Here is a 24,977-nt window from a genome sequence, read left to right on the forward strand (position 1 = left end):
TGTGATGTGCATTCCAAACTGTGCATCGGCGTTTGTTGAACGTGGCGTGAATCCCGATTACTTGTGCTGATGAATGTGGGGGACGTGGGGCACATGGACGTGGCGCAGCGTGCGGTTGGCGAGGTCTCGGGCCGAACCGGCACCCTGGCCTTTGACGCCGAAGAACACGATCAGCACCATGCCCAGCGCGATGACCGAGCTGATGATCAGCGACATCCTGATGCCGAAGATGTTCGAGAGGATCGCGGCTTCGTGGCCCGAACCCATCGAGCTCTGCCGGATCTTGGTGAACTCCTCCATGAGGATGACCAGCACCGGTGCGCCGATGGCTCCGGATATCTGTCGCACCGTGTTGGTGACGGCCGATCCGGCGGACATCGAGCGCACTTCCAGACAGTTGAGCGACCAGGTGGTCACCGGCATCAGCACGAAGCCCATGCCGATCTGTCGGATGAACTGGCAGATGGAGACCCACCAGATCGGGATGCCAGTGCTGATGAAACTCATCATGATGGTGCCGATCATGAGGATGGTCGTGCCGGCCAGAGCCACGGGGCGCGCGCCGTACTTGTCGAGCGCACGGCCGCCGAAGAACTGCGCGATGCACTGGCCGATGGCGCCCGGCAGCATCACCAGTCCGGAGATCGTGGCCGAGTAGCCGCGGTCGTTCTGGATGAACAGCGGAATGATGACGGTGATGGAACTGAAGGCGAAGAAGCTCATGGCGGCGGTAATAGTGCCCATCATGAAGCTGTGGTTCCTGAGCACGGTGAGGTCGAGCAGTGGCGGCTGGATCTTCTTGATGCCATCGATGATCGATCGGCTCTTGGAACTGGCGAAATGCTTCTTGAGCTTGTCCGCGTGGTCCGGATTGTCGGCGACATGCTTGACCATGGCGTGCACGGCCTCGATACTTGCCGGGTAGGCCGAAGCGCTGCCGGGTTGAGATGAAGCGGAATCGTCGGCTTGCTGCGTTGCGCTCTCCTTGAACGCCTGCATCTCGCTGCTTTCGAGATCGTCGATGGCCGCGTTCATTTCCTTCTTGTAACGCTTGGCGCCTTTGAGCTGACGGGTGACGAACCAGACGATGCCGACCAGGCCGACGGCCATCGGCAGCCAGACCAGAGGGTTGGTGAACGCATAGGTCTCGATGTTGGTGAAGCCGAAGAGCAGGCCGCCGAAACCGATGATCGACAGGCACACCGAGAAGAAGTCGGCCTTGGCGTCGTCATCGTTCTCGCCGAAGTTATGCAGGCCGAAAATGGCGAGCACCAGGGCGATGGCGCCGACGATGGTCAGCGAGACGAAGATGGAGCGCCAGCCGCTGGCGTCGGTCTGCCAGCCGCCGAAGGTCGGGCCGATGGCCGGGGCGACGCTCATGGCCACGCCCACGGTGCCCATCGCCACGCCGCGTTTGGACATCGGGTAGACCGAGAAGACGATGATCTGCAGCACCGGCCACATCACGCCGGAGCCGATGGCTTCGAGCGTGCGGCCGGCGAGCACGACGATGAAGGTCGGGCCGAACCAGGCCAGCACAGAGCCGAGCGTGAAGACGACCATCGAGGTGATGACAATCTGGCGGGTGGAGAAACGGCGGGTGAGGTAGGCGGTCAGCGGCACCATGACGCCCTGCACCAGCTGGATGACGGAGGTCAGCCACTGGCCGGTGGTCACATTGATGTGGAACTCGGAGACGATGGTCGGCAATGCCGCGCTCAGTTGCAGCTGGGTGAAGTTGCCGACGAAGGTGATGAAGGTGAGGATGGCGATGGAGATGAAGGCCGCATGGCTCAAGTGCCCGTCGATGTAGGATTCCTCTTTGGTGAGGGCTTTCGACAAGGATGGTTTCGAAGGAGATTTTGCCGACGTTTGCGTTGGATCAGACACGACCGCCCGCTCCCTCTTGTTGTTGCACTGAGATGTTCATTAGTACCTGCATACGTTTATCACAATTTTCGAAATTCAAGGCGTTCAATTATGATTTCGGCGGAGGAAAGACGATTCCACTACGCTTGCTCACCCGGTTCAGATTACACCCTTAGCCGGATAGCGGGCATATATGATGTCACAGGTCGCAGACAAATACAACTACAAACACAAATACAAAGACAAAATTGAACACAAACTGGGTGGCGTGTGATTTACACGCCGGTGCCGCGGAAAACGGCCATGACGGTTTTGAGCAGAATGGCGATGTCGCCGGTGAACGACCAGTTCTCGACGTACGAGATGTCGAGCTGTTCGCTCTCTTCCTGGCTCAGTTCGTTGCGTCCGGAAATCTGCCACGGCCCGGTGATGCCGGGCTTGACCAAGAGACGTGCGGAATAGAGCGAGCCGTATTGATCCACCTCGTACTGCTGCTGCGGCCGGGGCCCGACGAGGCTCATGTCGCCCTTGAACACGTTGAAGAACTGCGGGAATTCGTCCAGCGATGTCTTACGAATGAAGTGACCGAACTTGGTGATGCGCGGATCGTCCTCGGCCTTGAACAAAATGCCGTGTACGTTGCCGGTCTCCTCGGCCACCTTCTCGTCGTATTTGTCAGCATTCACGCGCATCGAACGGAATTTGTAGAGCGTGAACGGCTTGCCGTAAAGCCCGATACGCTGTTGGGAATACATCGCCGGTCCGCCGTCTTCGCTCTTGACGCGGATGGCGACGAATGCCATCAGCGGCGAAGAGATGATGATGGCGAAGGCGGAACCGACGAGGTCGAAGGCGCGTTTAAGTATTCTGGTCAATGTGGAATACTGCGGCAGCCGGGCCGTGAGCATCGGCATCGACGGGTTGCTGCGCAGATGGAGCTGTGAGGATGCGATATCGGCGACGTTGGCCATGAACGCGAGCTCGATTCCCATGGACTCCACCGCCAACGAGAAGGTACGCATGGTCTCGGAATACCGGGACATGACGTCGGCGATGAGAATCGCCTGCGAGCCGAGTTCCCTCGCCTTTTGAGGCAAGTGAGAGTCCATCGGCAATATCCGCAGTTTCTGTTCTTCCGGGCAGGTGGCGCTGAACGGCACCGAAACGAGTTGCTGTGCGTCCGGGGAGTTCTGATTTTCAGAACTATCGGAGACGGAGACCACGGGACAGACCGCGACGGGCCTGTAGCCCATACCCGGATTTTCCTTGAGTTGCGCGATGACGTTGTGGATTCCCTCGGGTGAACCGACAATCACAGTGTCATACATGTAGGTGTCTTTGCGGCGATGCCGATGCAAAGAACGACGCATGATCCAACGTTCCAGCAGCTCCAGCACGCAGGAGCAAAGCGGTATGAGAACGGTCAGAGAACGCGGAATGTCGAGCTTGAAGATATAGCTGAACATGCAGATGATGACGAAATCGACCAACGTCGCGTTGAGGATCTCGCTATACAGCTCGTAGCCCTCGCCCATGGCGTGACGGTGATAGATGTGCTGCGATGCGAGGCTCACGATCCACGCGACACAGATGAGTACAAGAAATAGGTTGAGCCGTTTCGGGCTATAGCCGTAATTCCTTAAATTCGCGTAGGCAGGAGTATCGAGAAACAACACTAGAGCCGTAGCCAAAAGCGTCATGACGATATCGAGCACGATAAGGGTTGTGTTGAAGACGAAACTCCATTTCGGAATGGAATAGTTGAGCAGCTGATGATTGGAATCAGTGGCTTTGGAATGGAACTTGCCTTCGCTGTCCGAAAGAAAATACGAGCCGTCGAAAAAGCTGTTGCTCACGGGTGTATCGACGCGATGCGGGTCTGATGAAGCGGTGCGTTTCTTGCGTTTATTGGTGAATGGGAGTTCTGGATTTCCTTCGATTTTCAAGGTTTTGTCGTCAAGGTGCGTCGCGTCAGGGGTCTGCTGAATATGACCCGACTCAACTCTCTGTGCCACGATGTAACCTCTTCTTCTTAAGAAACCGCTCACCCAATGATACATAACACATAGGCAAAGAAGGTTGCTCTGTTGCAGTTCTCGGCGTGTGTCGGTCTCACTGTGCTGCATAGTCATGCTACTGCCTAGGCCCGTGTTATGTCTGCCAGGGTTACCTTACTTATACCGAATCTGTGCAGAATTTGCCTCAAAGTCGTGAAATCCAAGGTAATAGAGCATAATGGTTCATTGTCATGTCAGTGAAGGGAAGTTTCATGCGTCAACCACAAGGTAGGCATTTGGCGGCCGTCAGGCCTATGCGCCGGCATCGTGCCTGGCCGTGGGTCCTGCTGGTGATATTCGTGCTGCTTGTTGCCATGGCCGGGGTCGGAGCATATGCCGCCAAGACCATGTATGGGCAGGCCAAAGAGGTCAAGACGCACGAGCAGAACGCCGTAACCATGCTCAGCGGCTTCTCGAGCACCAACGATTTGGACTCGCTGGATCAGATTTCGCAGAAACTGCCGCAGGTGCAGAGCGAAACGCAACAGGCCAAGGAAATTGCACATGGCAGGCTTTGGAATCTGGCCGCCAAGGCTCCGTTCATCGGCAACGACATCAAGACGGTGCAGGGTATGACGTCGAGCGTTGACGGGATTACGCATGATTCTGTCCCGCAATTTCTTAACGTGGTGAACCAGCTGAAATCCGCGAACCTCAGCCAGGGTAACGGACAGATTAATCTTCAGCCGATTTTGCAGTCACAGCAACAGATAAAAATTGCCAACGATTCCATGCAGGCCCAAGTAAATGCATTTCACCAGTTGCCTGCGCAGAAAGCAAAGTTAGGTGTGGTTCGCAACGCTTATGACTCTTCAGATAAGAAGCTTGATGCTCTGGCCGAGAAGATTGACGAAATTTCGAAAGCTTTCCAAATCGTCCCTGATTTTCTTGGTGTGAATCAGCCGCATCATTACGCGGTGATGTCCATGACCACTTCCGAGGTTCGATCCGGCGGTGGTCTTGTTGGTTCTATAGGAGACCTTACAACCGATAATGGGAAAATAACCGTTGGAGATTTCCTTCCTAACCTCACTTACGAACGGTACGGTGCGGTCGGCCCCACTGCCAGTGAACGAGCGATTTTTTCTGACTGGGGTCCGGAAAATATGTCGCTCGATATTCGCGATTCTGCGGTAGTTCCCGACACTGCACGTACTGCACAGATGATGCAAGTGGTGTGGAATCAAACTCCCTGGGGCACGAATGCTCCTATTGATGGGGTGATTACCATTGACCCGGTTTTCTTGCAGCAATTGATTGCCATAAACGGTAGCGTGAAGTTGTCGAATGGGCAGGTACTCGACGGCCAGAATACAGCGGAGTTTCTACTCAATACTATTTATAAAGTGTATAGTCCGGGGCAGCAGGATGTTCTTTTTGGCGAAGTGGCAACACAATCAATGAACAACATGTTTTCGAATATGAATTTTGATAAAATCTCTAAAATCGCTGGGGTTATGGGCAGCATGGCACGTTGGCGTCATTTTACGATGTATTCTTTCGATTCTCAGCTTGAGCAGAAATATATGGCGAATGGCTATACAGGACAGACACCGAACAGCGAGGAGAATCCTGAGGTAGGTGTTTATGTCAACGAGCAAAATGTTTCTAAGATGAGTTGGTACATCAAGCGTACTTCCAAAATTACCAAGACCAGTACCAATCCTACGGGTGCTCGAACTTATCATGTCGATTATAGTATGACGAATACTTTGAGCCAGACAGAGGTTTCGTCTTTGCCTGACTACATCAAAGGCATGTATCCAATGAGCGTTCCGTTGGGATATGGCAGCGAGAAAACGCTGATTTATGCTCCCGCGGGAGGGAGCGTTACTAATCTTGTCATTCATGGGCAAGCAAGCGCGCCGAAACAGATGACTTTAAACGACAAGCCGTTGCGGGCAAGCGTGGCCACTTTGCCGCCAGGCGCGACGGTGACTTTTTCCTTCGACGTAACCACATCTGCGAAGACCGTTTCCGATTTGGAGCTGGACCAAAGCCCGATGGGTTGGGAAGATCCGGGTGTCACTAAGATAAACTACTGACATATTGATGGGAGAGTAGACTATTTAAGTCAGATTTTGATTACTGAGCTTAGAAAACTCAGAAGCTATAAAAATTAAAACGGTTGCGAAGAAAGGCATGGAGAGGAATGACCGTAATTGTATCTGTATTTCTCATTGCCTCGTTCGGGCTATGGATTGCTCAAAGAGTTAAATCGTATTCGGCTTCTCTTTCCTGTGGTATTCTTGTCCTGATTTGGTTGATGCTGACATGCATAGTAGGTTTAAGGTCTTGGAATGTTGGCCGAGATTCGCTTATGTATGCACGCCAATTTGAAGCATTGGGGACTCGATCTCTCGGTATTAGGGATTACCTCGCTCCGGGATATACTCTAGTTAGTCTGGCACTTCGTGTCATTGGACTGGATGAGTATCAGTATCTCTTTATTGTCATGGCCGGTTTGACCTTCGGTTTTCTCCTTTTTGCGGTTTGGCGTTTAAGCAAGATGCCGGCTGTAACATTGTTCATATTATTAAGTTTCGGCAATTTACTGGAGTCGGTGAATCAGTACCGTCAATTTCTGGCACTTTCAATTGTTCTTTTTTCATTTATTTTTTTTATTGAGAATAAAGTTATAATATATTATCTATTAATAATTTTGGCCTGTTGCTTCCACCCGTCAGCTTTAATTTGCTTGCTCATACCGATTGTGTTGCATTGGCATTTTTCTGACTTAACAATGATTGTTGTTTCGATATCATCTGTGATTCTCTTTAGTGTATTAACTCCCTTGATACACAAAGCGATGAATATTCTTCCTTATGTGCAAAATTACGTAGGATCGCAGTTTGATTCCAAAATTTCTCTCGAGAATGTTGCCGTTTTTACCTTCAGGCTTCTCGTCTTTATCGGTGTTCTTTATTGTTTCCATAAAACGAAAAGTGATAATAAAGATAAAAAAGAAGTTGGAATTTTCTTTTATGGTATTTTTTTCCAGGCTTTGGCGTTGGTTCTTCCAGTACTGGCAAGATTGCCTTTCTACGGTGTGCAGATTTCATCTGTTCTGATACCGAGTTGCATGGGTAACAAAGAAATTGACACAGAAAAAGAAACACGTTTTATTCCTTTGTGGTGTGACGTTCTGATTATTCTCGTTTTTGCTCTTTATCTTGTCGCGGATTGCTATTCCAAACGATTCATGTGGACAGATTATTCTTTTTTCTGGCAGCAAACTGATGTACTAAGCGCTATTCGGAGATGGACTCCTCAGTGATTTTATTAGTGTCATACGGAATTTGAAATGGAATTGAGATACTGGGACTCTATGAGCAGGAGACAAATGTGCAAAACCCTCTGATTAAAAAGGCATCTGCATCTTTTGTGGTTCTTACGTGGAACTCTCTTAAATACATTGAAACTTGTTTAACGTCGATTTTGCAGCTGCCGTTCAAAAAAATTAGAATTTTTGTTGTTGACAATGGTTCGGTTGATGGATCTCAGAATCTTGTTAAGGACATAGCCGCTTCAAACTCAGAGATAAAGCTTATTTCTTTAGATAGAAACATCGGTACTACAAGGTCTCGTAATTTGGCCCTGCGAATGGTTTCGGCTGATACCGATTATGTCTGCATCATTGATTCAGATACGCAAGTAGGCGCTGAGGCTTTCTCGTCAATGGTAGAACAGCTCAACAGAGATACTGGGCATGCCATAGGTCTTGTCGGTCCGCGTATGCATAATCAACGCGGTGAGTATCAGCTTAGTGGCAGGAATCTGCCTACGTTAGGTATTAAACTTCGTAAAGTTTTTCCTGCAAAATCTATAAAACGTCAGGGAGCTTTTATGGAGATCCCTCAGACCTCGGTCAATAATGGGCTGCAGGACGTGCCGTATTTGCTTTCGGCATGTTGGCTGATGCCATATTCCACGTTGAAAACAGTTGGTTTGTTGGACGAGAATATTTTCTATGCTCCTGAAGATGTCGATTATTGTGTTCGAGTGCATAGGGCTGGATTACGTGTCGTGTTTTGCCCTGAAGCTGACATTATGCACGATTATCAAAGAATCTCACAGCATAGGTTTTTCAGTAGAATGAATCTCAGACATATCAGTGGGCTCTCTTATTATTTCAGAAAATATCATTATCTTTTTAACGCTAGAAAAGCTTTGCTTTAAAGGTTTGATAATTGAAAATGATAAAAAGAAAGATACTTTTTTACACTGAAGCTTGGGGTGTCGGAGGCATTGAAAGCTTCGTGATGAACACTGCTGAAACCTTGGATCGTGATCGTTTCGGCTTCGACATCTTCTCCACACATGACTGGAGCGATGCATATGACGAGCGTATCAAGGAACTTGGTGGCCATCGCAGTGTCGTGTTCCATAATCAAAAACCGAATTTGGTCAGACGCCTTATTTCCAGTACTAAGGCGTGGAATGATCTTCTCGCGACTCATCATTATGATGCCGTTCATATCAATACGATGAATGGTGTTGGCTTTGTCTATTCTGAGATTGCAAAAAAGCACAAAGTTCCGGTTCGCGTCGTCCACTCTCATAACTCAGCTTTTTCGGGCGGACGTATTAAAGATGTCGCGCATAGGCTTGGGAGAGCGTTATTTGGCAATACAGCAACGGATCGTTTGGCGTGTTCACAGCAGGCTGGCGAATATCTATTTGCTGGTAAGCCTTTTACAGTCCTTCAGAATGGTATTGACACTCGACGTTTCCGTTTTAACCAAGAATCAAGGGTAGCGATACGGCGACAATTAGGTGTGCCTGATGGCGCTCTTTTATTTGGTTCTGTTGGGCGCTTGGCTGAGGCCAAAAATCCTCTATTTCAGGTCAACATCCTCAAATCGCTGCGTAATTCGGGTATATCTGCCTACTTGGTCTTAGTGGGGGAGGGGCCGCTGAAAGAACGCGTTAAAGATTACGCCGATACCTTGGGTTTGGGAAACTATGTTTTCTTACCGGGAAATTCAGTTCGTCCTGAAGCTTATCTCAGCGCGATGGATGTATTCACTATGCCCAGTTTTTTCGAGGGCGCCCCATTTGCGGTTGTCGAAGCTTGTGCAAACGGGCTACCGATGCTTCTCTCGAAAGAGATACCAGTGTTAGATAACAATGATCTGAAGGAAGTGCATCTTGTAATTCAAGATGTCAATTTATGGGTTAATGAAGCTATCAGACAGTGGCAGAATAATGATGTGACGGTACGTCGCGAAGGAGGTGCACATGTACGGAAGATGGGTATGGATCGGGTAGCTACCACAAAAAGACTAGAAGAGGTCTACCGTAGCTAGCTATAGTGATAATCAACGAAGAGAAGGATTGCGTTCTGATGCCCGTGGCACAACAGCGACAAAGAGTGGTCGGCTTTGATTTTGTCAAAGCCTTCGCGATGTTGTTTGTAATACTATTGCATATACCGTATTTAAGATGGTTCCCTGATTGGACATTTGTCGGTCGGGCTGTGTGGAGCTTTGTGATGATGGCAGTACCTTTATTCTTTATTGTCAACGGTGCTTTACTGCTCAACCGGCCGTATAAAAATTTAAAAAAACATACTAAACGTTTGGTGTCCACAATTATTTTTGTGGAAATTTGGAAATTAATCAACATTGCTTTCTATTTATGGATTGGGACGGAATCGATTACCATTAAACAAATGGTCCTATTTTTACTTGGCGGCACAAGTTTAGGCGATTATCCTGTCGGCTTTTTCTGGTTCCTGAATGCATTGATCGGTGTATACCTTGTATTCCCGATAATCCAGTATCTTTTTGATGCTGTGAGTCCGTTCTTTACTCGATGGCTGTTTTTAGTGCTTTTATTCTTTACTATTCTATTGCCAACTGCAAAGTTTCTTCTATTGTTGTTTGGGGGATTAACAAAACATAATATCTCTGATGTCTTAGATCCACTCGGATCTTTTTCGGTTTTTGGAGGATACGCTTATGTGCTGGTGTATTTTATGCTTGGTGGCTATATCGCTCGCTATGCCAATACATCCAAAGGTCGGTACTTTATAACTTCACGCAAAGGCAGGTTGAGTCTTCTATCCGGTGTCATAATCTGTTGGATACTACTCGATGGTATGCTTTATTTTCAGCAGAAGTTTGCCAATACGGAATATGCAAAATTCGATTTTAGCGTAATATTACCGATGTTGACGATTGTCGCTCTTTTACTGCTACTCTGCATACCGCTTCATTTGCCTAAGGCTTGCACTAAAATCGTAATTTTCTTTGGTTCTAATACATTTGGCGTATATATGTTGCACTTCCCCGTCTATTTCTTGTTATCAAAATTGGGCAGTGGCTCTGGTGTATTTGCTTTGCCTGTCGGGAGGGGTTCTTCTTGTCGTCTTATGGTTGAAGATGTCTTTTTAGCCTTGGCAATTTATTTCCTTTGTGCAGTCGTGACATGGGCATGCAGGAAAATTCCCATAATTGGTAGAATTTTCTCGTTTAAATAGACAATGGTCGGGGTGCAGACTCCAAGTTGGACGCTTCTGTGTCCAACTTGGAGTTCGTGTTGTCCGGCATGGAGGAGCGTTATCGGGTAGTTGTCTCGTATTTCTCACCGGGTATGATGATGCACAAAATGGTGGTCGGATCTGGGTCACTGCACTATCTGCCGCATGCTGTGCCTGGATGATGACGGTCCCTTGATGTTTCGTGCTGCATCTAATGGGCGAGGAGAGGCTCGTAGTCCGTATACGTCAAACAGTGCAGATGGTATAGCTCGTACGCCAGCGAGATTACTGAGGCACCTAACCTCGTGAACCGGGACTTCCAGGGCCAAGCTCCGAGCAGGCTGTTATTGACCGACGTGACCGAGTTCAGGCTTAACGGCCGAAGGCGTACCTGTCGCCGGTCATAGAGTGCTATGTGACAGGGGCGTCATTCGCTCAAAGTATTCTGACTAGGTGATGACGGACACCATGTTCGAATGACGATGGCCACGCTCAAGGACGGCGAGCGGCCGGTGGTTCACTCGGGGATCCGGTTTTCCACTGCCACAATCGTTGGTCAGTCTTGATTGCGATCTGCAGCGAGGGCAGACTAACGTGCTTGATGAGTACTAGGGGATGTTTGCAGGACAACAGCGCGATGGGGGCTTCTTCGGCGGAAGACCAAGAACGAGTTTCATTACTGCTGTGACAGGGGAAGGGGCCGCCTATGGGAAGTTCGAACGGCGGCTTGCCGCGCACGTGACGACTACAAAGAGACCCGTATCAAGAAATCAGCGAGTTGGCTAGCTCGGTACAATATAGAAAAACCAGGGAGTGGCCACACAGCCAGTCCAAGAAAACGTTCGCACTCCCAGATAATAATGCTTCTGTATGTGGCTTAATGTATACTTAATTAGTGAGTAAGAAGACAGTAGCACCATTACGTGGTTCAAATTTTGAAGCACTGCGTATCCTCTCTATGGTTATGATTATTGGTAGTCATTTCTGCTTATTTGGCCTTCAGCTAAGATTAAGGCCTATGAGTGCCAATAAAGTTTTATTAGAGACTTTATTTCTAACTCAGGGGCGAGTCGGGGCTATACTTTTTTTCATCATTACTGCATATTTCTTGTGTGTTTCTGATTTGCCTGTCCATAAATCGTTTAAGAAAGCTTGGATTCTAGAAAGAACCTTGTTGTTTTGGTCGCTTTTATTGACTTTGATTAGTTTCCTTGTTGGGCTATTGCCTAGCCAAGAATCTTTGAAGGACAGAATCAAATTTATCGTTTCTGCTTTTCTGCCAACGACCTCGAATTGCTGGTGGTTTGCAACTAGCTATATGGGTTTTTTGATTATTGCTCCATTTCTTATCGCTGGTTTGAAAGCCCTGTCACAAAGGTGGCATTTTGTTTTATGCGTAATAGCGCTTTTTGCTGGACTTTCTACGCAGCTTCCCATCTTTAAGAATTCGAATAGTGTTATCAGTTTTTCTCCGGGAATTATCAACCTTGATTTTATAGCTATTTTTACGATTGTGGCCTATATCCGCTGGTACGTACCTTGGCTGCTACAAAAAAGAACGTTGGGTATCATATGTTGCACAATTGGATACCTTTGGTCACTGGTACATGTATTTACCAAACGAGGTGAAGAGCCTACTACATTCAACCCATCGGTTTTATTTGAAGTAGTAGGGTGGTTTATTGTTTTCTACAATTTTCATTTTTCGAGTAAGGCCATTAATGGTTTGGCTTCGCATGTCTTTTCTATATACCTCATCACAGAGTTCTCCACATTGAGGGGGCCGATTTGGAATTACTTTACCTTGATATCCGATAAGATATATTCCACGGTATGGATGGTACCCTACACAATTGGTATCGTTATAGGTGTTTGTGTATTGTGCGTAATCTTAGATATCGTGAAAAGTTGCATTTTCTCTTTAACTGTGGATAGGAAGAAAGGACGTGTGTTCGAATTTCTATGGTCCAAGACCAACAATGTAATAACTCGAGTGTTTAGAATTTGATAACATCCAGTGAATTGCGTGCTTCCGGTTTTCGGCCATGGTCGCACCTTCGTACTGTCCAGTTTCCAGTGACTTCTGGCTCGTCACTGTTACGATCAGCATTAGATTGAGGGCTTATCGCAGGTGATTCTTAGTGCTCGTTGCAACACCGTTGTTGTTTGACAGTTCTTCCTAAAAGCTGTTGTACGGGTAGTGCCCTTCTCCTATGTACGTTTTTCAATCGCTAGATCAAACAATCGCTAATTGGAAAGTGAGTTGGGGACCATGACCGATAATGACATATTACAGTTCGACTGGGTGGTAGTGTCCAGTAGTTTGCGCACTTTGGGTTTTGGGATTTGATAGGGGGGGGGCACGGCCCTTGCCTGTGTACGATTTTCAAACGTTGACAAAGAAAACCGATTGGAAGCAGGCGTGATCATGCTCGATAACAGAATCATACAGGTCGACGAGTCCAAGTTCGAGACCGAGCTCGACAGGCTCGTCTCCTCGAAAGTCGAGGAGATCCTCAATGCGATGCTGGACGCCGAGGCCGACCAGGCCGCAGGCGCCGGACGCTACGAGCGCAAGGCGGGCCGGAAGGCGTATCGCGCCGACCATTACGAGCGGGGGCTTACGGTGAAGGCCGGCAGCATGACCGTCAGGGTGCCGAAGCTGAAGGGCGCGCTGTTCGAGTAGGCCATCATCCAGCGCTACCGGACGCGCGAGTCGAGCGTCGAGGAGGCGCTCATGGAGATGTACTTCAGCGGGGTGTCGACCCGTCAGGTCGATTCGATCGGCGAGCAGCTGTGGGGCGACCGCATGCCGCCCCCCAGACGCTTTCTGACGATCTCAAGAAGGTCTACAAGGACATCAACGCATGGCGCGGGCGTCCGCTCGAACGCGCGTTCCCCTACGTGTTCATGGACGGCATCTGACTGAAACGCTCCTGGGGATGCAGCATCGAGAACGTCAGCGTGCTGGTTTCCATCGGAGTCGGTGACGACGGGCGGCGCGAGATCATCGGCATCGACGAGGGCATGAAGGAGGACGCGGCCAGCTGGGAGTTGTTCATCCGCTCGATGACCGACCGCGGGCTCACCGGTGTCAGACTTGCCATAGGCGACCGCAACCCGGGGCTGGTGCGCGCCGTCGGGCTGCTGCCCGGGGCGCGCTACCAGCGGTGCATGGTCCACTTCGAACGCAACGTCCTCTCCAAGGTGCCCAGCCGGAAACGCAAGACGGCGGCCATGTGAAGGCCATATTCGCCATGGAGGACCGCGACAAGACCCTTGCCGAGGCCGAATCGTCGGCCGCCGAACTCGACTCGGGAAAGCTCGGGGAGGCCGCCTCCTGCCTGCGCGAGGGCATCGGCGAGGCCACGGCCTACCAGCTGCCCGAATACCCCATGGAACACTGGCGGCTCATCCGCACCAACAACATGATCGAACGCCTCAACCGCGAGATACGGCGCAGGACCAGGGTCGTCGGCCAGTTCCCCGACGACCGCAGCGCCCTCACGCTCGTCACCGCGAGGATCCGCCACGTCACCCAGGACTGGCCGGACCACCGCTACCTCGACATGTCACTGCTCGAACCGATAATAAAAGACACGGTTGAAACACCGCACAGAGGCGACCAAGGCTGAAAACCGAAAGTGCGCAACAAACCGGACGTTATCCAACATACTTTTAGGATGGTGGTATCGGGATACGGAAAACAAGCCAGAGATATTATCATTGTTTAATTGTGCGTTGAGACAGAAGTCTTGACAATATTCGTTTAGTATATAGGGCTTGTTAAAAGATTTTGTCTGTTTTGTCGTTTCTTTAAAGTTCCGCTCAATGACGATTTAGATGCTTGTACAGCAAAAAACTTGGCCTGAATAAGTGAAACGTGGTGAGTAGGACCTTTACAAGGTTTCTTTTTGAAAGCGATTTCAAGAGATAATTAGGGGCAATTTTATGTATTTCTTTGCGCATTTGTGCGTCTAATTTTTTATCGAAGTCATTTGAATTGAAAAGAAGTGTTTCAGTATAAAACAGTAGGTTTAGCAAATAATTTATATAGTCTGAATCATACGAGGCGCGGTTATGAGAGAGAGAAATAATGAGATTAAAAGCATTGGTGATGCTTTTAATGTCTTTTGTGTTTGTCAAAGAATCTGATCTATTGCACGCGTAACGGTAAAAACGCTTTTGAATATATGCTACCGTGTTGATTTTATCAAATTCGTGATTTACAAAGGCTACATCTTCTAGGAACCTGATTTCCTCGGGAAAAGTAAAGCCCTTCTCATAAAATAACGTACCTTTATAAAGAAATGTCTGAACAAGGTTTGGCAAATTTCCCGCATGAATAAATTTCAAACATTCTTTACCGGTACTTTTCTGACATATCGGGAAAGGATTCGGGGATACTCTTTCGGATCGTGACAGCTTGTTTCCGCTACTAATATCTATGGGCTGTACGTCGAAAGATATCAATTCGCTATTCGAAGAAGCTGCGAGGGCTGTTGTCGAAGCTATGGTTTCAGGATCCAACGTATCGTCTGCATCGAGGAAAAGAATATATTCCCCGATAGCTTTGGAAACCCCGTGATTCCTAGCGCCTGATAGACCTCTATTTTTTTCATGTACAACTGTTATTCGTGGATCACGAGTACTCCACTTATCACAGATAAGTCCAGTAGTGTCTGTTGACCCATCGTCGACAACGATAATTTGTAAATTGCTATAAGTTTGTTCCAGCACATTTGTTAGACAATTGCTTATATATTCTTCGACGTTGAAAGCCGGAATTATAACGGAGACGAGCGGTTCATCGCTGCTAGATTTAATGTCCATATTACTTGGTTGCTCCTCACGAAGTCTATGCAAAAGCTATTCTTTGCTGTATTAGATTTTCTCGCTCTAAGACAGTATATGCCTTCAAGGGATGTTAAGTAGTTTACTTGTTTCGTGTTGTTGAATTAGTTGAAGCACGATTTCGGTTCAATCAGTTTTTTAATCATAAAAGAGAAAAAAGAAACTCCGTTTGATTGTTGAATCATTAGGCTGAAGGACTAAAGCTTGTAAGTTAATGTAATATATTTTGATTCAAGTAGGTTTGAATTGGTAGTGTCCGGAGTCTTGTGCACTTGGGTTTGGAATTTGAATGAGGCGCGACTCCCTTTACTGTCTACGTTTTCAAACGCTGACAAGAAAACCGATTGAGAAAGATAGATGGGTGTGTCATGCCCAACATCTTCAGCCACGAGTTCGACGGCTATGCCATGCACGCCTATCCGGCGACCTGATTTACGCGTGCGTCTTGGTCATGGTTAGTGGTATACTTGGCTGCTCATGGCTTGGGTTGACCGGTCGATAGTCGGCTACGCCGTCGGGCCCGTTAAGGACACCGCCTTCGCCAAGAGCGTGTTCGCCATACTGAGATTCACACTCTACGATTCCATATCAACCACAACAGTGAGCTCAATCAACAGGAAGATCGACCTCAACGTTTACATCGACACCGAGCGGCCAGATCTCTATGTCAGCTTATACGTAAGAATCCAACGCCCGCGCACTTGGCTTTCGGCTAGCTGACACCGACAGAGAAGTTACAACACTCCTCCGAGGCATCCGACTAAACCAGTCAACTAAACAACAATGATGGTGCAGCCGCCTTTCGAAATCGACGTATTATTGTCAGGCGCTTAATGTAGCTTGAAAAAAATAGTATGGGCAGAGCAACAGATAGGGGAGTGGCGTCATCGTGCAGGACAAGACTCAACAAGTATTTGAGACCTGCCCCGCCGATGAAGTGCATCTAGTTTCAGTAGGCGTTTCATCTTGCACGACCCATCTGGCATATCGACTTTTTAAACGTAAATTCGATAATAAACCGAGCATGACAAGGAGCCTGGAACATGTCTAAAATGAAAAAAGTAATGCTCGTCTTTGGTACTCGTCCCGAGGCAATCAAAATGTGCCCACTTGTAAAAGAGCTTAAGGCCTATCCGGATAAGTTCGATGTAGCCGTGTGTGTTACTGGGCAACATCGTGAAATGCTTGATCAGGTCCTATCTGTATTTGGCGTAGTCCCCGAATATGATCTTTCTATTATGAAACCAGGCCAAACTCTATTTGATGTGACATGTAGTGTATTGAATAAGTTAAAGCCAGTTTTGGAATCTTGGGGTCCCGATGTCGTGCTTGTGCATGGAGATACAACGACCTCATTTGCAGCAGCATTATCCTGTTTTTATTTGCATATTCCTGTTGGTCACGTTGAAGCTGGTTTGAGGACCTATAACCTAGATAGCCCCTGGCCAGAAGAGTTCAATCGTCAAGCAGTTGATTTGGTTTGCAAGTGGTATTTTGCACCTACAGAGGTGAGTCGGCAGAATTTAATTTCGGAAGGAAAACCAAAAGAAAGAATATGGGTTACTGGGAATACGGGGATTGATGCCTTAAAGACAACAGTCACGTCGGATTATTCTAATCCTGTACTCGATTGGGCTGCGGGTAGTCGCCTTATTCTTATTACAGCACATCGCCGTGAAAATCTCGGAATGCCCATGCATCATATGTTCAGGGCTATTCGTCGTGTCATGGAGGAACACCCTGATACAAAAGCCGTGTATCCGATTCATATGAATCCTACCGTGCGTAAGGCAGCGCATGAAGAGTTGGATGGTTTTGATAGGTTGCGCATTATTGATCCATTAGGTGTTCTTGATTTTCATAATTTTATGGCAGCTTCGTATTTAATTTTGACAGATTCAGGTGGTATCCAAGAGGAAGCCCCTAGCCTCGGTAAGCCGGTTCTTGTGATGCGCGATACCACTGAACGGCCTGAAGGCATAAAGGCTGGCACACTTAAACTGGTGGGTACTAACGAGGAGACTATTTACAACGAGTTTTCTCGACTGTTGTCTGATAAATCTGAATATCTTGCCATGTCTCATGCGTCTAATCCCTATGGCGATGGTAAAGCAAGCAAGCGTATAGCATCTATTTTGTCGGCATAATTGAATGGGTTGTCAATGTGTCTGCCTTATCTATAAATAATAAGAATGTTCTGGCGATATAGAAGTTGGACTACAGATGCAGGGCGGTATGCGGCCGATATAATGTCAAAATTCTGTAAATGAGAATGGATATAAAATGATACCGAAAGTGATTCATTATATATGGTTTGGGGGTAAACCTCTTCCGGCATTGGCTGAAAAGTGCTTGGCTTCTTGGAAGAAATATTGCCCGGATTATGAGATTGTCCGTTGGGATGAATCGAATTTCGACTTTTCTCAAAGTCGATATTGTCGTGAAGCTTATGAAGCCAAAAAATGGGCATTTGTCAGCGACTATGCCCGGTTGTGGGTTCTTGTACATGAAGGCGGCATATATATGGATACAGATGTAGAAGTGCTTTCATCGTTGGACAAATTTCTCTCTGAAAAGGCTTTTTCTGGGTTTGAATCGAAAACAAAAATTCCTACAGGTCTTATGGCTAGCGAAAGGGGTTTTCCTCTTTTCGCTCGTTTGCTTGCTGATTATGATAACCGCACGTTTGTGAATCCAGATGGTTCCTTCAATTTGACAACGAATGTTACATATATTACGGATGCCTGCATAGAAAAAGGCCTGATACTGAATGGAGAGAAGCAAACAATTGATGGATTTACTCTATATCCGTCAGATTTTTTCTGTCCAAAGGATTTTGAAACTTCAGAGATAAATTTGACTAAAAATTCCTGTACGATTCATCACTTTAACGGTTCATGGATACCAAGTGAGACTGCTGTATTTCTTCGTTGGCGTCGAGACATCATACGAACATATCCATGGATACCTCATAAGATTGTTTCATTTTTTGCTCTGCTTTGTGCCTGCTGGTCGCAGCGAAATTTCAAACCTTTTGTTACGTGGTTTAACAATAAAAGGAGTAAATAGCTGTAAAGCTAAAAGTTGGGGTGTTTGAATTCTAAAAGGGTAGAGTAGTGAAAGAAAAATATAAGCTCCTTTCAAAGAATTTGGGTTTCTTTGCGTTAAGTGGTTTCATACCGAAAGCTCTATCCTTTTTTTTGGTGCCACTTTACACGAATATTCTTTCTACTGCTGATTATGGCATATCTGATCTTATTACAACAACGGTAATGTTTCTTATACCAATTGCAACATTAGACATACAAGATGCTGCAATGAGATATGCTTTAGACAAAAAATATGACAACAAAGAAGTATTCAATGTTGCGCTACAAATATTTATCATTGGAACTGTCGTTGTTGCATTTGGTTCCTTCTGTGTATCCTTATTCAACATTCCAGGGTTAAAAAATGAATACCTGTTTTTCTTGACGTTGACTTTTTTCTCGCAAGCTGGCTTTAGCACCTTCTCTTTATATTGTCGAGGAATTGATTGCGTCAAACAAGTAGCAGTTGCGAGCATTATTAATTCAGTAGCTACACTTACATTTAATATTCTATTTTTACTCGTGTTTAAATGGGGTTTAAATGGTTATCTTTTAGCAAATTCAATTGGTCCTCTAATAGGGCTGATATATCTTTTTGGGGCAGCACAACTTTTTAGATGCCTAAAACTTCATGTATCATCAAGAGTTCGTAGGGAAATGATTGGGTACAGTTTTCCTCTTATCTTCGGCGTCGTCTCTTGGTGGATAAATAGCGCGGCCGATCGTTATATTATTTCAGCGATGTATGGAGTTGCTATTAGTGGTGTATACGCTGTCGCTTATAAGATTCCGAGTATCCTATCAATGTTTGGAAATATTTTTTCCCAAGCATGGTCAATTTCGGCCGTTAACGAATATGATTTGCATGATAATGACGGTTTTTTTGGTAAAACTTATACCCTAATGAATTTTGCGATCATAACGGTCAGCTCAATATTGACTATTCTGGATATTCCGCTTGCTCGTATGCTTTATGCAAAAGAGTTTTTTGAAGCTTGGCATTACGTGCCATTTATCCTATTGGCTGTAGTCTTTGACACAATGAGCCAGTTTATTGGAGGGGTTTTTACTGCTGTAAAGGATACGAAAGTAATTTCTTATACAACAATTGCTGGTGCGGCTATTAATCTTATATTAAACTTCCTCCTTATCCCTTCTTTTGGAGCATTTGGTGCTGCTGTAGCCACTGCAGTTGGATATGGATGCGTCTATATTACTCGCCTCGTAGCCATGCGAAAATATATAAAAATGAAGTTTAGTCTGTTCCAGACAATTGTTACGAATATCCTTTTACTACTTCAAATCTGTATTGCCCAATTTGGTGTTAAATCTATTTTAGTGCAATGTATAATTCTGATTATCATTATCGCGATTCATAGGCAAGAGCTAAAGAAAATTACGGCTCTTATGAGAAGCTATCTCGATAAAGTAAAAATGCATTAAATTCGACGCTCGTTGAAGATGAATAGATCTGCGATGCATAAGATTGAATAAATAAAAGTGTACAACTAACTGGACGTTATCATGCGCTACGAGTATAGTTGAATAACTATATCTTAAAAAGGAGGCTAAAACAATGAAGTATGTTTGGCAGCATGCACAGGAGCAGGCACAAAATGTATTGGACGAAAATTGGGATCAGAGTCTTCCGGTTGATATTACACGGATATGCTTGATGGAGAATGTTTTGCCTCTGACTACTTCGAATTTGCCTGGGCGGTTATCAGGCGCAATTGTAAAAAGGGCGGATGATTCGCAGGCTCATGCATATACCAATGCTGAAGAGCCTAGAATAAGAAGGCGATTTACTCTTGCTCACGAACTTGGACATTATATAGAACAGTCAAAGTTGGCAAAAAATTCTGAATTCGGGTTCAATGACGATAAGCAGGATACTGAGTTTGCAAAAGGACGTCGCAAGGATCAGAGAAATGATTATTTTCCTCATGAGTTCTTTGCTGATGAATTTGCGGCGGCTTTATTGATGCCAGAATCAAAAATAGAAGAATTGCGTGAGGAAAAGAAAACACCAAGTGAGATGGCACGGCTGTTCGATGTTTCTGTCGCAGCAGTAAATAGGCGTCTGACCAACATAGATCGACGCGCCAAACTGTCTTCTCATGCAGAATGAGGGAAGTGAGTTTCTCATGGGCAAAAATGACACTGACGATTGTGATGTCGTGAATGATACTGGCCTATACCCGCAACCAGATGCAGCTCCACAAATTTCTTTGCCGTCTGTTCTTGATGAATTCGACAAAGAGGATCTTAAGGCATTGCAAAATGCTACTGAAGATCGCGAGAAATTTTTAAATTGGGGGTTATGGGCAACTTCCATTTGCATCGGAGTTTCTATACTGGTTGTTGTAGCTCTTTTCTGGTTTAAAACTTATACGCAGCTAGGTTCGGTTCTGATTGCTTTTATCAGCGGTCTGGCTGTCGAGGTTGTCGGCATCGCAGCTGTTATGGCTAAATATCTTTTTCCGGGAAATGGTCCCCAGCGTCATAATAAGGTATCGACTACCATTGATCAGGCTAGCAGTCTGTGAATCTTTATTACTTTTAATCGTAGTTCGTTACACTAAGCTCTATGGATAAATTTGAACAGACGACAATGGTCGCGAATTTCGACTCTATGGAGCAGCTGAAGCAGTGGATACGGATTGCCGATTCGTTGAAGATACCTGCCAACGGGGTATTGGGCGGCGAGGCGGGCAAGATATCCGATTCTGAAGCGTCGAAACAAGCTCAACTCGCTAACGGACTATGGTCACAATCGGCCGGTAAAAGCAATTGTGAGAGGTTTCTGAACAGTTATCCGCAGTTCGCCTCTTGCTTTGCCGGCATCATCCGTACGGCGTATCTGTATGCGCCTAGGATTGTCGTCACTGTTGCCGATCTTTTTGACGGAGTGTTCTTTGTTGCGCTTGGGCCGAAAGCGGTTAACGGCATACTCGGGACCTCTTATAAGGACGGCGCGAAGCTGGTGGTTTCCGGAATGGAACACACTCTTGAACAAAGTCTGGTTTCATTTATTGCCGGGCCTGAAAATCGCAAGAATACGGATAAGCAGGAAGGCGCCAGTAAAGCTGCAAAAATCCAAACCAAGGAGAAGACCTATTGTACGTTGGATGGCAGGTTGCTTGGGCTGTCACCTGAATTTAAGGGGGCTTCGCTGGGGTGGGGAACCCATCTTAGTGCCAGATCAGTGAATCCGGATGAATCTCAAGTGTGTGATTTAGTGCAAAAACAAAAGGTGTGTGGCGAAACGGGGATAGGCTCCGGGTCGGTTGCCCGCACATTGGTTGGTGCGCTCCTGAAGACTCTGAGTATACAGGATTCCATTCGATCAAAACAATCCGGGATATCCATAGAGGATGCGCAAGCCCTTTACGGTGGCAAAACCCGTGCCTTGCAATGGTTCGATTTTCTGGCAATGCGCTGGCAGGAATGGCTTGATGCCGAAAAACGTGGGGAAATTATTTATCAGGAGCAAAAGAACCATCAGTTTGCAGAAAGATTCAAGAACGTGGTTCAATCCGCTCCGGTTCAAGAGGCTGCTAAAGGCTTTGTCTATGACGCGGATTCCTACGATGACGTTGGTGTGAAGATACCTGTTCTACCCAAAGATATGAAAAAACGAAAGGCCGTTACCGATTGGATTTCTGAGTGCGATTCTGATAAAAGGCGAGCGGTGACGGCGCGAATAGTGGTCGAAAACAATATATGCGCTCGCAGTCAGGCGCTGGAGCTTTTCAAAGATATTTACGAAAACGGTGACGGCACCAAAAACGAGAAAAATAAAGACGAAAAGCATAAGGAACAGAAATGGTTTGAGGGTTGGTATGAATACATCTATCAGAAAGCCATGGCTGACCATATTGGCGAATGTCTGAAAGCCGATGTCCAAGAAGCGCCGCAACGTGAACTTAATAGAGCTCAAACCGTTACTGGTAATGGGAAGGCAAACAAAAGCGATGATTCAGCGACAACACAAGAGCGTGAAGAGAGCCAATTCGGAGACGGCTTTTGCAATCTGATTTACGTCAGCAACAAAGAAGAGCGACCTCGGGAACAAAATGTTTCCTTCGTCGGCAAGACTTGGAAAAATATCAAAAAAGGCGCTTGTGTTGCATGGTGCTGGTCAAAACGTCGTTTGGGATGGAAAACGGTTCCCGAAGACATCGATACCGACGATCTTGACGGGCAAATCTATGTGGATAACTGTTTCCTCGATCGTGTCAGGGAATTGGCTAGGAAGGCTTCTAAGAGTATGGACAATGCAGAAAAAGGCGCGAACGGCAAAAATACAGAGAACGGTGGAGAAACCCAGACGAATGGTATTCATACCCTGTTCGGACCGGTAACGGACACGCTTCGTCACATGCCACATAGCAAGTTCCAAACATTCTGTTACGAATCGCGTGGGGCGATTGAAAGGTGGCGATTGAACGGCGCCGACAGGGGGAATACCCGTGATGTCGGGTACTGTATTCTGCAAGCCGGCAGTCAGCATACGCTTTCCAGTCAGGATATTGGGTTGAAGGAGGACACGGCGCTTGCATTGGTGCTTGCTCTCGTGGCAGTGCTGATTGATCTGGTTTTGCCTGGCAACGCGTTGCCTCTGGTCTTGATGGTTTTCCTTTCGTGGATTATTTCTACGCTTCCCAGTTTTATTAATCTTCATCGGTGGAAGAAAGAAGTGCAATCCAGCGGGGAAACGGTTCTTATCGATGGGTGATTAAATATGGGATCCGTCAATTTTTACCCGCCATGTCGAAAATAGTATGGCAATGTGTATTCCGCTATTCTTGTGATAAACATTATTATCCATGCATAGGTTGTGTGTTCAGAGGTATCTAGGATATGGAGGCTTGAATATGTCAGGAAAATCTGAGGTAAACGATGACGTATTCAGGGTTGAGGACGGCGAGGCGCCCCTCAAACTGAGTAACGAACGTCAGGTTTTCCGCGAGCAGGGCGGTGCGGATTTCACTGTGACGGCGGTGGGCGCCGTGGCCAAGCGGACCGGCGAAAAGATGACCCTCCATTTCGCTTCGGTCAAGGACGACCGGCCGGGAGCCGTGTGCGTTGCGGTAATCAAAGCTGCAGAAGGCCCTGACTTCGAGGACCGTTACCTTGTTGCACGTCACTGGCGGGCTTCGGTGGGACAGTGGGAATGGGAGTTTCCGCGCGGTATGGGCGAGCCGGGCGAGACGATCGAGGAGACCTCGGTGCGCGAACTGCACGAAGAGACCGGGATTTCCTCCGATGTCGGGCAGATTCGGTTTTTGCAGATCATCCATGCTGATGCCGGCGTATTGCGAGACAATATCGCGGTCACTGCTGTTGAGTTTTCCAGTGACGAAGAGCGTCGGGAAGCCTTGGCCAAGGTGCCGGCAGAAAGCGGTGATGTGGAAAAAGTACCGGAGGAAAGCGGTGACGGCGGGCGTTCGCCGTCGTATGCTCGGCGAACGGAAACGGATTGCCGGCCTGGAATCGATTGGGAGCTTTCGCATATGCGCTGGGTCGCCGAGTCCGATCTCAAACGCTATATCGCGCAAGGCGGCATCGTGGACGGGATTACCTTGTCGTCGTTCTTCCTGTATTTATTGCGTCGGTGAATTCGTCGTGTGTTATCTGTTGCCGGCACGGAGCAGCTCGTTCCAATCCGAGGCTGCGAGGATGGTGCCGACGAGGATAAGCAGGCAGAGTATTATCGTCGCGACGTTTGGTTTGGCGTCTTGCAGGACGAATCCGAAGATGATGGCCCATGCGGAGTATGAGATGTTGAGGGCCATCGCGCGCGCGGCCCCGATGACCTCGATGCTTTTGTAGTAGCACAGGTACGACGCCGTTCCTGCGAGCGCGGCGAGGAGGATGACGGCGGTGGGGAGGTGTGGTATCGCGTGTGCGGTGAATTTCCACGCTCCGAACAGGGGCAGGGCGATCAGGGCGTAGGCGATTGCCGAGGTGGTTTCCCTGATCTGCAGGGCGGTGTCGTTGCTGACGGCGTTGTCGCGCATACCCCAGGCGCATAGCACGGCTTCGGACCCCCAGCCTACGACCGCAAGTATGGAGCCGATGAGGCCGGTTACAGGGTTCGCCAGTGTTGAATCTCCAGAGGAAAGGAAGCCGACGGCCATGACTCCGGCGAGGGCGACCAGCAGCGCGCAGATCTGCCCTTTGCTCATACGTTCTTTAAAGGTTACGTACGACAGTGCGGCTCCGAATGCGGGGTAGCACGCGGTGATGATGGCGGTGTAGCCTGCACCGATGTTGTTGATGGCGATGAGGTAGCCCGTCATGCCGATGGGGCCGCCGAGCAGGGCACCTGCCATGACCGCGAGCCCGCTGTGGGTTTTGAGGGCTTTTATCGTGGCACTCAGGCGCCCGCGTGCTCCCATATAGACGAGTAGCCATACGGCGCAGAGCGCGTCGTGGAGGAAGGCGCCGGCTATGGCGACTGCGGACGCGCTCTGGGACGGATCGGAGAACGGGAGCATGGTGAGTGCTATGCCGAGAACGACGGTGTCGAGGCCCCAGAGCAGGCCGCTGAATACGCCGAATCTCACGAGGCGTCCTTCTCGTAGAGGGCCAGCGTGCGGTCGAGGTATGCGGCGG

Annotated in this window: 17 protein-coding genes and 2 pseudogenes; 15 read left to right on the forward strand and 4 right to left on the reverse strand. The window is 47.7% G+C overall.

Annotated features, from left to right (window positions below):
- Window positions 1-57 precede the first annotated feature (57 nt).
- Both OZX75_RS08460 and OZX75_RS08465 read right to left on the reverse strand, forming a co-directional pair.
- Window positions 58-1,890 carry an MDR family MFS transporter gene (locus OZX75_RS08460; protein WP_277146192.1) on the reverse strand — a complete coding sequence of 611 codons (1,833 nt, stop codon included), beginning with the start codon at window positions 1,888-1,890 and terminating at the stop codon, window positions 58-60.
- Window positions 1,891-2,144: 254 nt separating this feature from the next.
- Window positions 2,145-3,884 carry a sugar transferase gene (locus OZX75_RS08465; protein WP_277146193.1) on the reverse strand — a complete coding sequence of 580 codons (1,740 nt, stop codon included), beginning with the start codon at window positions 3,882-3,884 and terminating at the stop codon, window positions 2,145-2,147.
- A gap of 254 nt (window positions 3,885-4,138) precedes the next feature.
- Between OZX75_RS08465 and OZX75_RS08470 the strand changes: the two genes are divergently transcribed.
- From OZX75_RS08470 to OZX75_RS08500, 7 genes and pseudogenes are all read left to right on the forward strand, one after another.
- The gene (locus OZX75_RS08470) at window positions 4,139-5,971 is read left to right on the forward strand and encodes a DUF4012 domain-containing protein (RefSeq protein WP_277146194.1); all 1,833 of its coding nucleotides are present in this window, start codon (window positions 4,139-4,141) and stop codon (window positions 5,969-5,971) included.
- Window positions 5,972-6,078: 107 nt separating this feature from the next.
- Complete coding sequence (locus tag OZX75_RS08475; protein ID WP_277146195.1) at window positions 6,079-7,203, forward strand: EpsG family protein; 1,125 nt, start codon at window positions 6,079-6,081, stop codon at window positions 7,201-7,203.
- Window positions 7,204-7,271: 68 nt separating this feature from the next.
- Window positions 7,272-8,105 carry a glycosyltransferase family 2 protein gene (locus OZX75_RS08480; protein ID WP_277146196.1) on the forward strand — a complete coding sequence of 278 codons (834 nt, stop codon included), beginning with the start codon at window positions 7,272-7,274 and terminating at the stop codon, window positions 8,103-8,105.
- A gap of 17 nt (window positions 8,106-8,122) precedes the next feature.
- A complete protein-coding gene (locus tag OZX75_RS08485) occupies window positions 8,123-9,235 on the forward strand; it encodes a glycosyltransferase (protein ID WP_277147530.1) in 1,113 nt (370 codons plus the stop codon).
- Between the two features lie 38 nt (window positions 9,236-9,273).
- Window positions 9,274-10,410, forward strand: coding sequence for an acyltransferase (locus OZX75_RS08490; protein WP_277146197.1), 1,137 nt, complete (start codon window positions 9,274-9,276; stop codon window positions 10,408-10,410).
- Between the two features lie 895 nt (window positions 10,411-11,305).
- Complete coding sequence (locus OZX75_RS08495) at window positions 11,306-12,418, forward strand: acyltransferase family protein (protein ID WP_277146198.1); 1,113 nt, start codon at window positions 11,306-11,308, stop codon at window positions 12,416-12,418.
- A gap of 420 nt (window positions 12,419-12,838) precedes the next feature.
- Window positions 12,839-14,045: pseudogene (locus tag OZX75_RS08500) on the forward strand (IS256 family transposase).
- A 193-nt stretch (window positions 14,046-14,238) separates the two neighbouring features.
- On the opposite strand, the gene OZX75_RS08505 reads toward OZX75_RS08500, so the two are convergent.
- Window positions 14,239-15,243, reverse strand: coding sequence for a glycosyltransferase family 2 protein (locus OZX75_RS08505; RefSeq protein WP_277146199.1), 1,005 nt, complete (start codon window positions 15,241-15,243; stop codon window positions 14,239-14,241).
- Between the two features lie 498 nt (window positions 15,244-15,741).
- Here OZX75_RS08505 and OZX75_RS08510 point away from each other — a divergent pair, with 498 nt between their 5' ends.
- The 8 genes and pseudogenes from OZX75_RS08510 to OZX75_RS08545 all read left to right on the forward strand — a co-directional run bounded on the left by OZX75_RS08510 (window position 15,742) and on the right by OZX75_RS08545 (window position 23,977).
- Window positions 15,742-15,984 (forward strand): hypothetical protein, encoded by a 243-nt coding sequence (locus tag OZX75_RS08510; protein WP_277146200.1) that lies wholly within the window; start codon window positions 15,742-15,744, stop codon window positions 15,982-15,984.
- A gap of 323 nt (window positions 15,985-16,307) precedes the next feature.
- On the forward strand, window positions 16,308-17,411 hold the full coding sequence (wecB, locus tag OZX75_RS08515) for a non-hydrolyzing UDP-N-acetylglucosamine 2-epimerase (protein WP_277146201.1): 1,104 nt from the start codon (window positions 16,308-16,310) through the stop codon (window positions 17,409-17,411).
- Window positions 17,412-17,538: 127 nt separating this feature from the next.
- A pseudogene (locus OZX75_RS08520) lies at window positions 17,539-18,333 on the forward strand (glycosyltransferase family 32 protein); the annotation flags it as partial.
- Window positions 18,334-18,380: 47 nt separating this feature from the next.
- The gene (locus OZX75_RS08525; RefSeq protein WP_277146203.1) at window positions 18,381-19,796 is read left to right on the forward strand and encodes an oligosaccharide flippase family protein; all 1,416 of its coding nucleotides are present in this window, start codon (window positions 18,381-18,383) and stop codon (window positions 19,794-19,796) included.
- A 133-nt stretch (window positions 19,797-19,929) separates the two neighbouring features.
- The gene (locus OZX75_RS08530) at window positions 19,930-20,484 is read left to right on the forward strand and encodes an ImmA/IrrE family metallo-endopeptidase (protein WP_277146204.1); all 555 of its coding nucleotides are present in this window, start codon (window positions 19,930-19,932) and stop codon (window positions 20,482-20,484) included.
- Window positions 20,474-20,902 (forward strand): hypothetical protein, encoded by a 429-nt coding sequence (locus OZX75_RS08535; RefSeq protein ID WP_277146205.1) that lies wholly within the window; start codon window positions 20,474-20,476, stop codon window positions 20,900-20,902. The genes OZX75_RS08530 and OZX75_RS08535 overlap by 11 nt, the downstream gene beginning before the upstream one ends.
- 41 nt (window positions 20,903-20,943) lie before the next feature.
- Window positions 20,944-23,094, forward strand: a complete 2,151-nt coding sequence (locus OZX75_RS08540; RefSeq protein WP_277146206.1) for a hypothetical protein — start codon at window positions 20,944-20,946, stop codon at window positions 23,092-23,094.
- Window positions 23,095-23,233: 139 nt separating this feature from the next.
- Entirely contained in the window at window positions 23,234-23,977 is a 744-nt protein-coding gene (locus tag OZX75_RS08545) for an NUDIX hydrolase (RefSeq protein ID WP_277146207.1), read from the forward strand.
- Between the two features lie 12 nt (window positions 23,978-23,989).
- Here OZX75_RS08545 and OZX75_RS08720 read toward each other — a convergent pair whose 3' ends face one another.
- Window positions 23,990-24,928 carry a DMT family transporter gene (locus OZX75_RS08720; RefSeq protein WP_277159843.1) on the reverse strand — a complete coding sequence of 313 codons (939 nt, stop codon included), beginning with the start codon at window positions 24,926-24,928 and terminating at the stop codon, window positions 23,990-23,992.
- Window positions 24,929-24,977: the final 49 nt, after the last annotated feature.

It is taken from the genome of Bifidobacterium sp. ESL0800 (genome assembly GCF_029395355.1).
Taxonomy (GTDB): Bacteria; Actinomycetota; Actinomycetes; order Actinomycetales; family Bifidobacteriaceae; genus Bifidobacterium.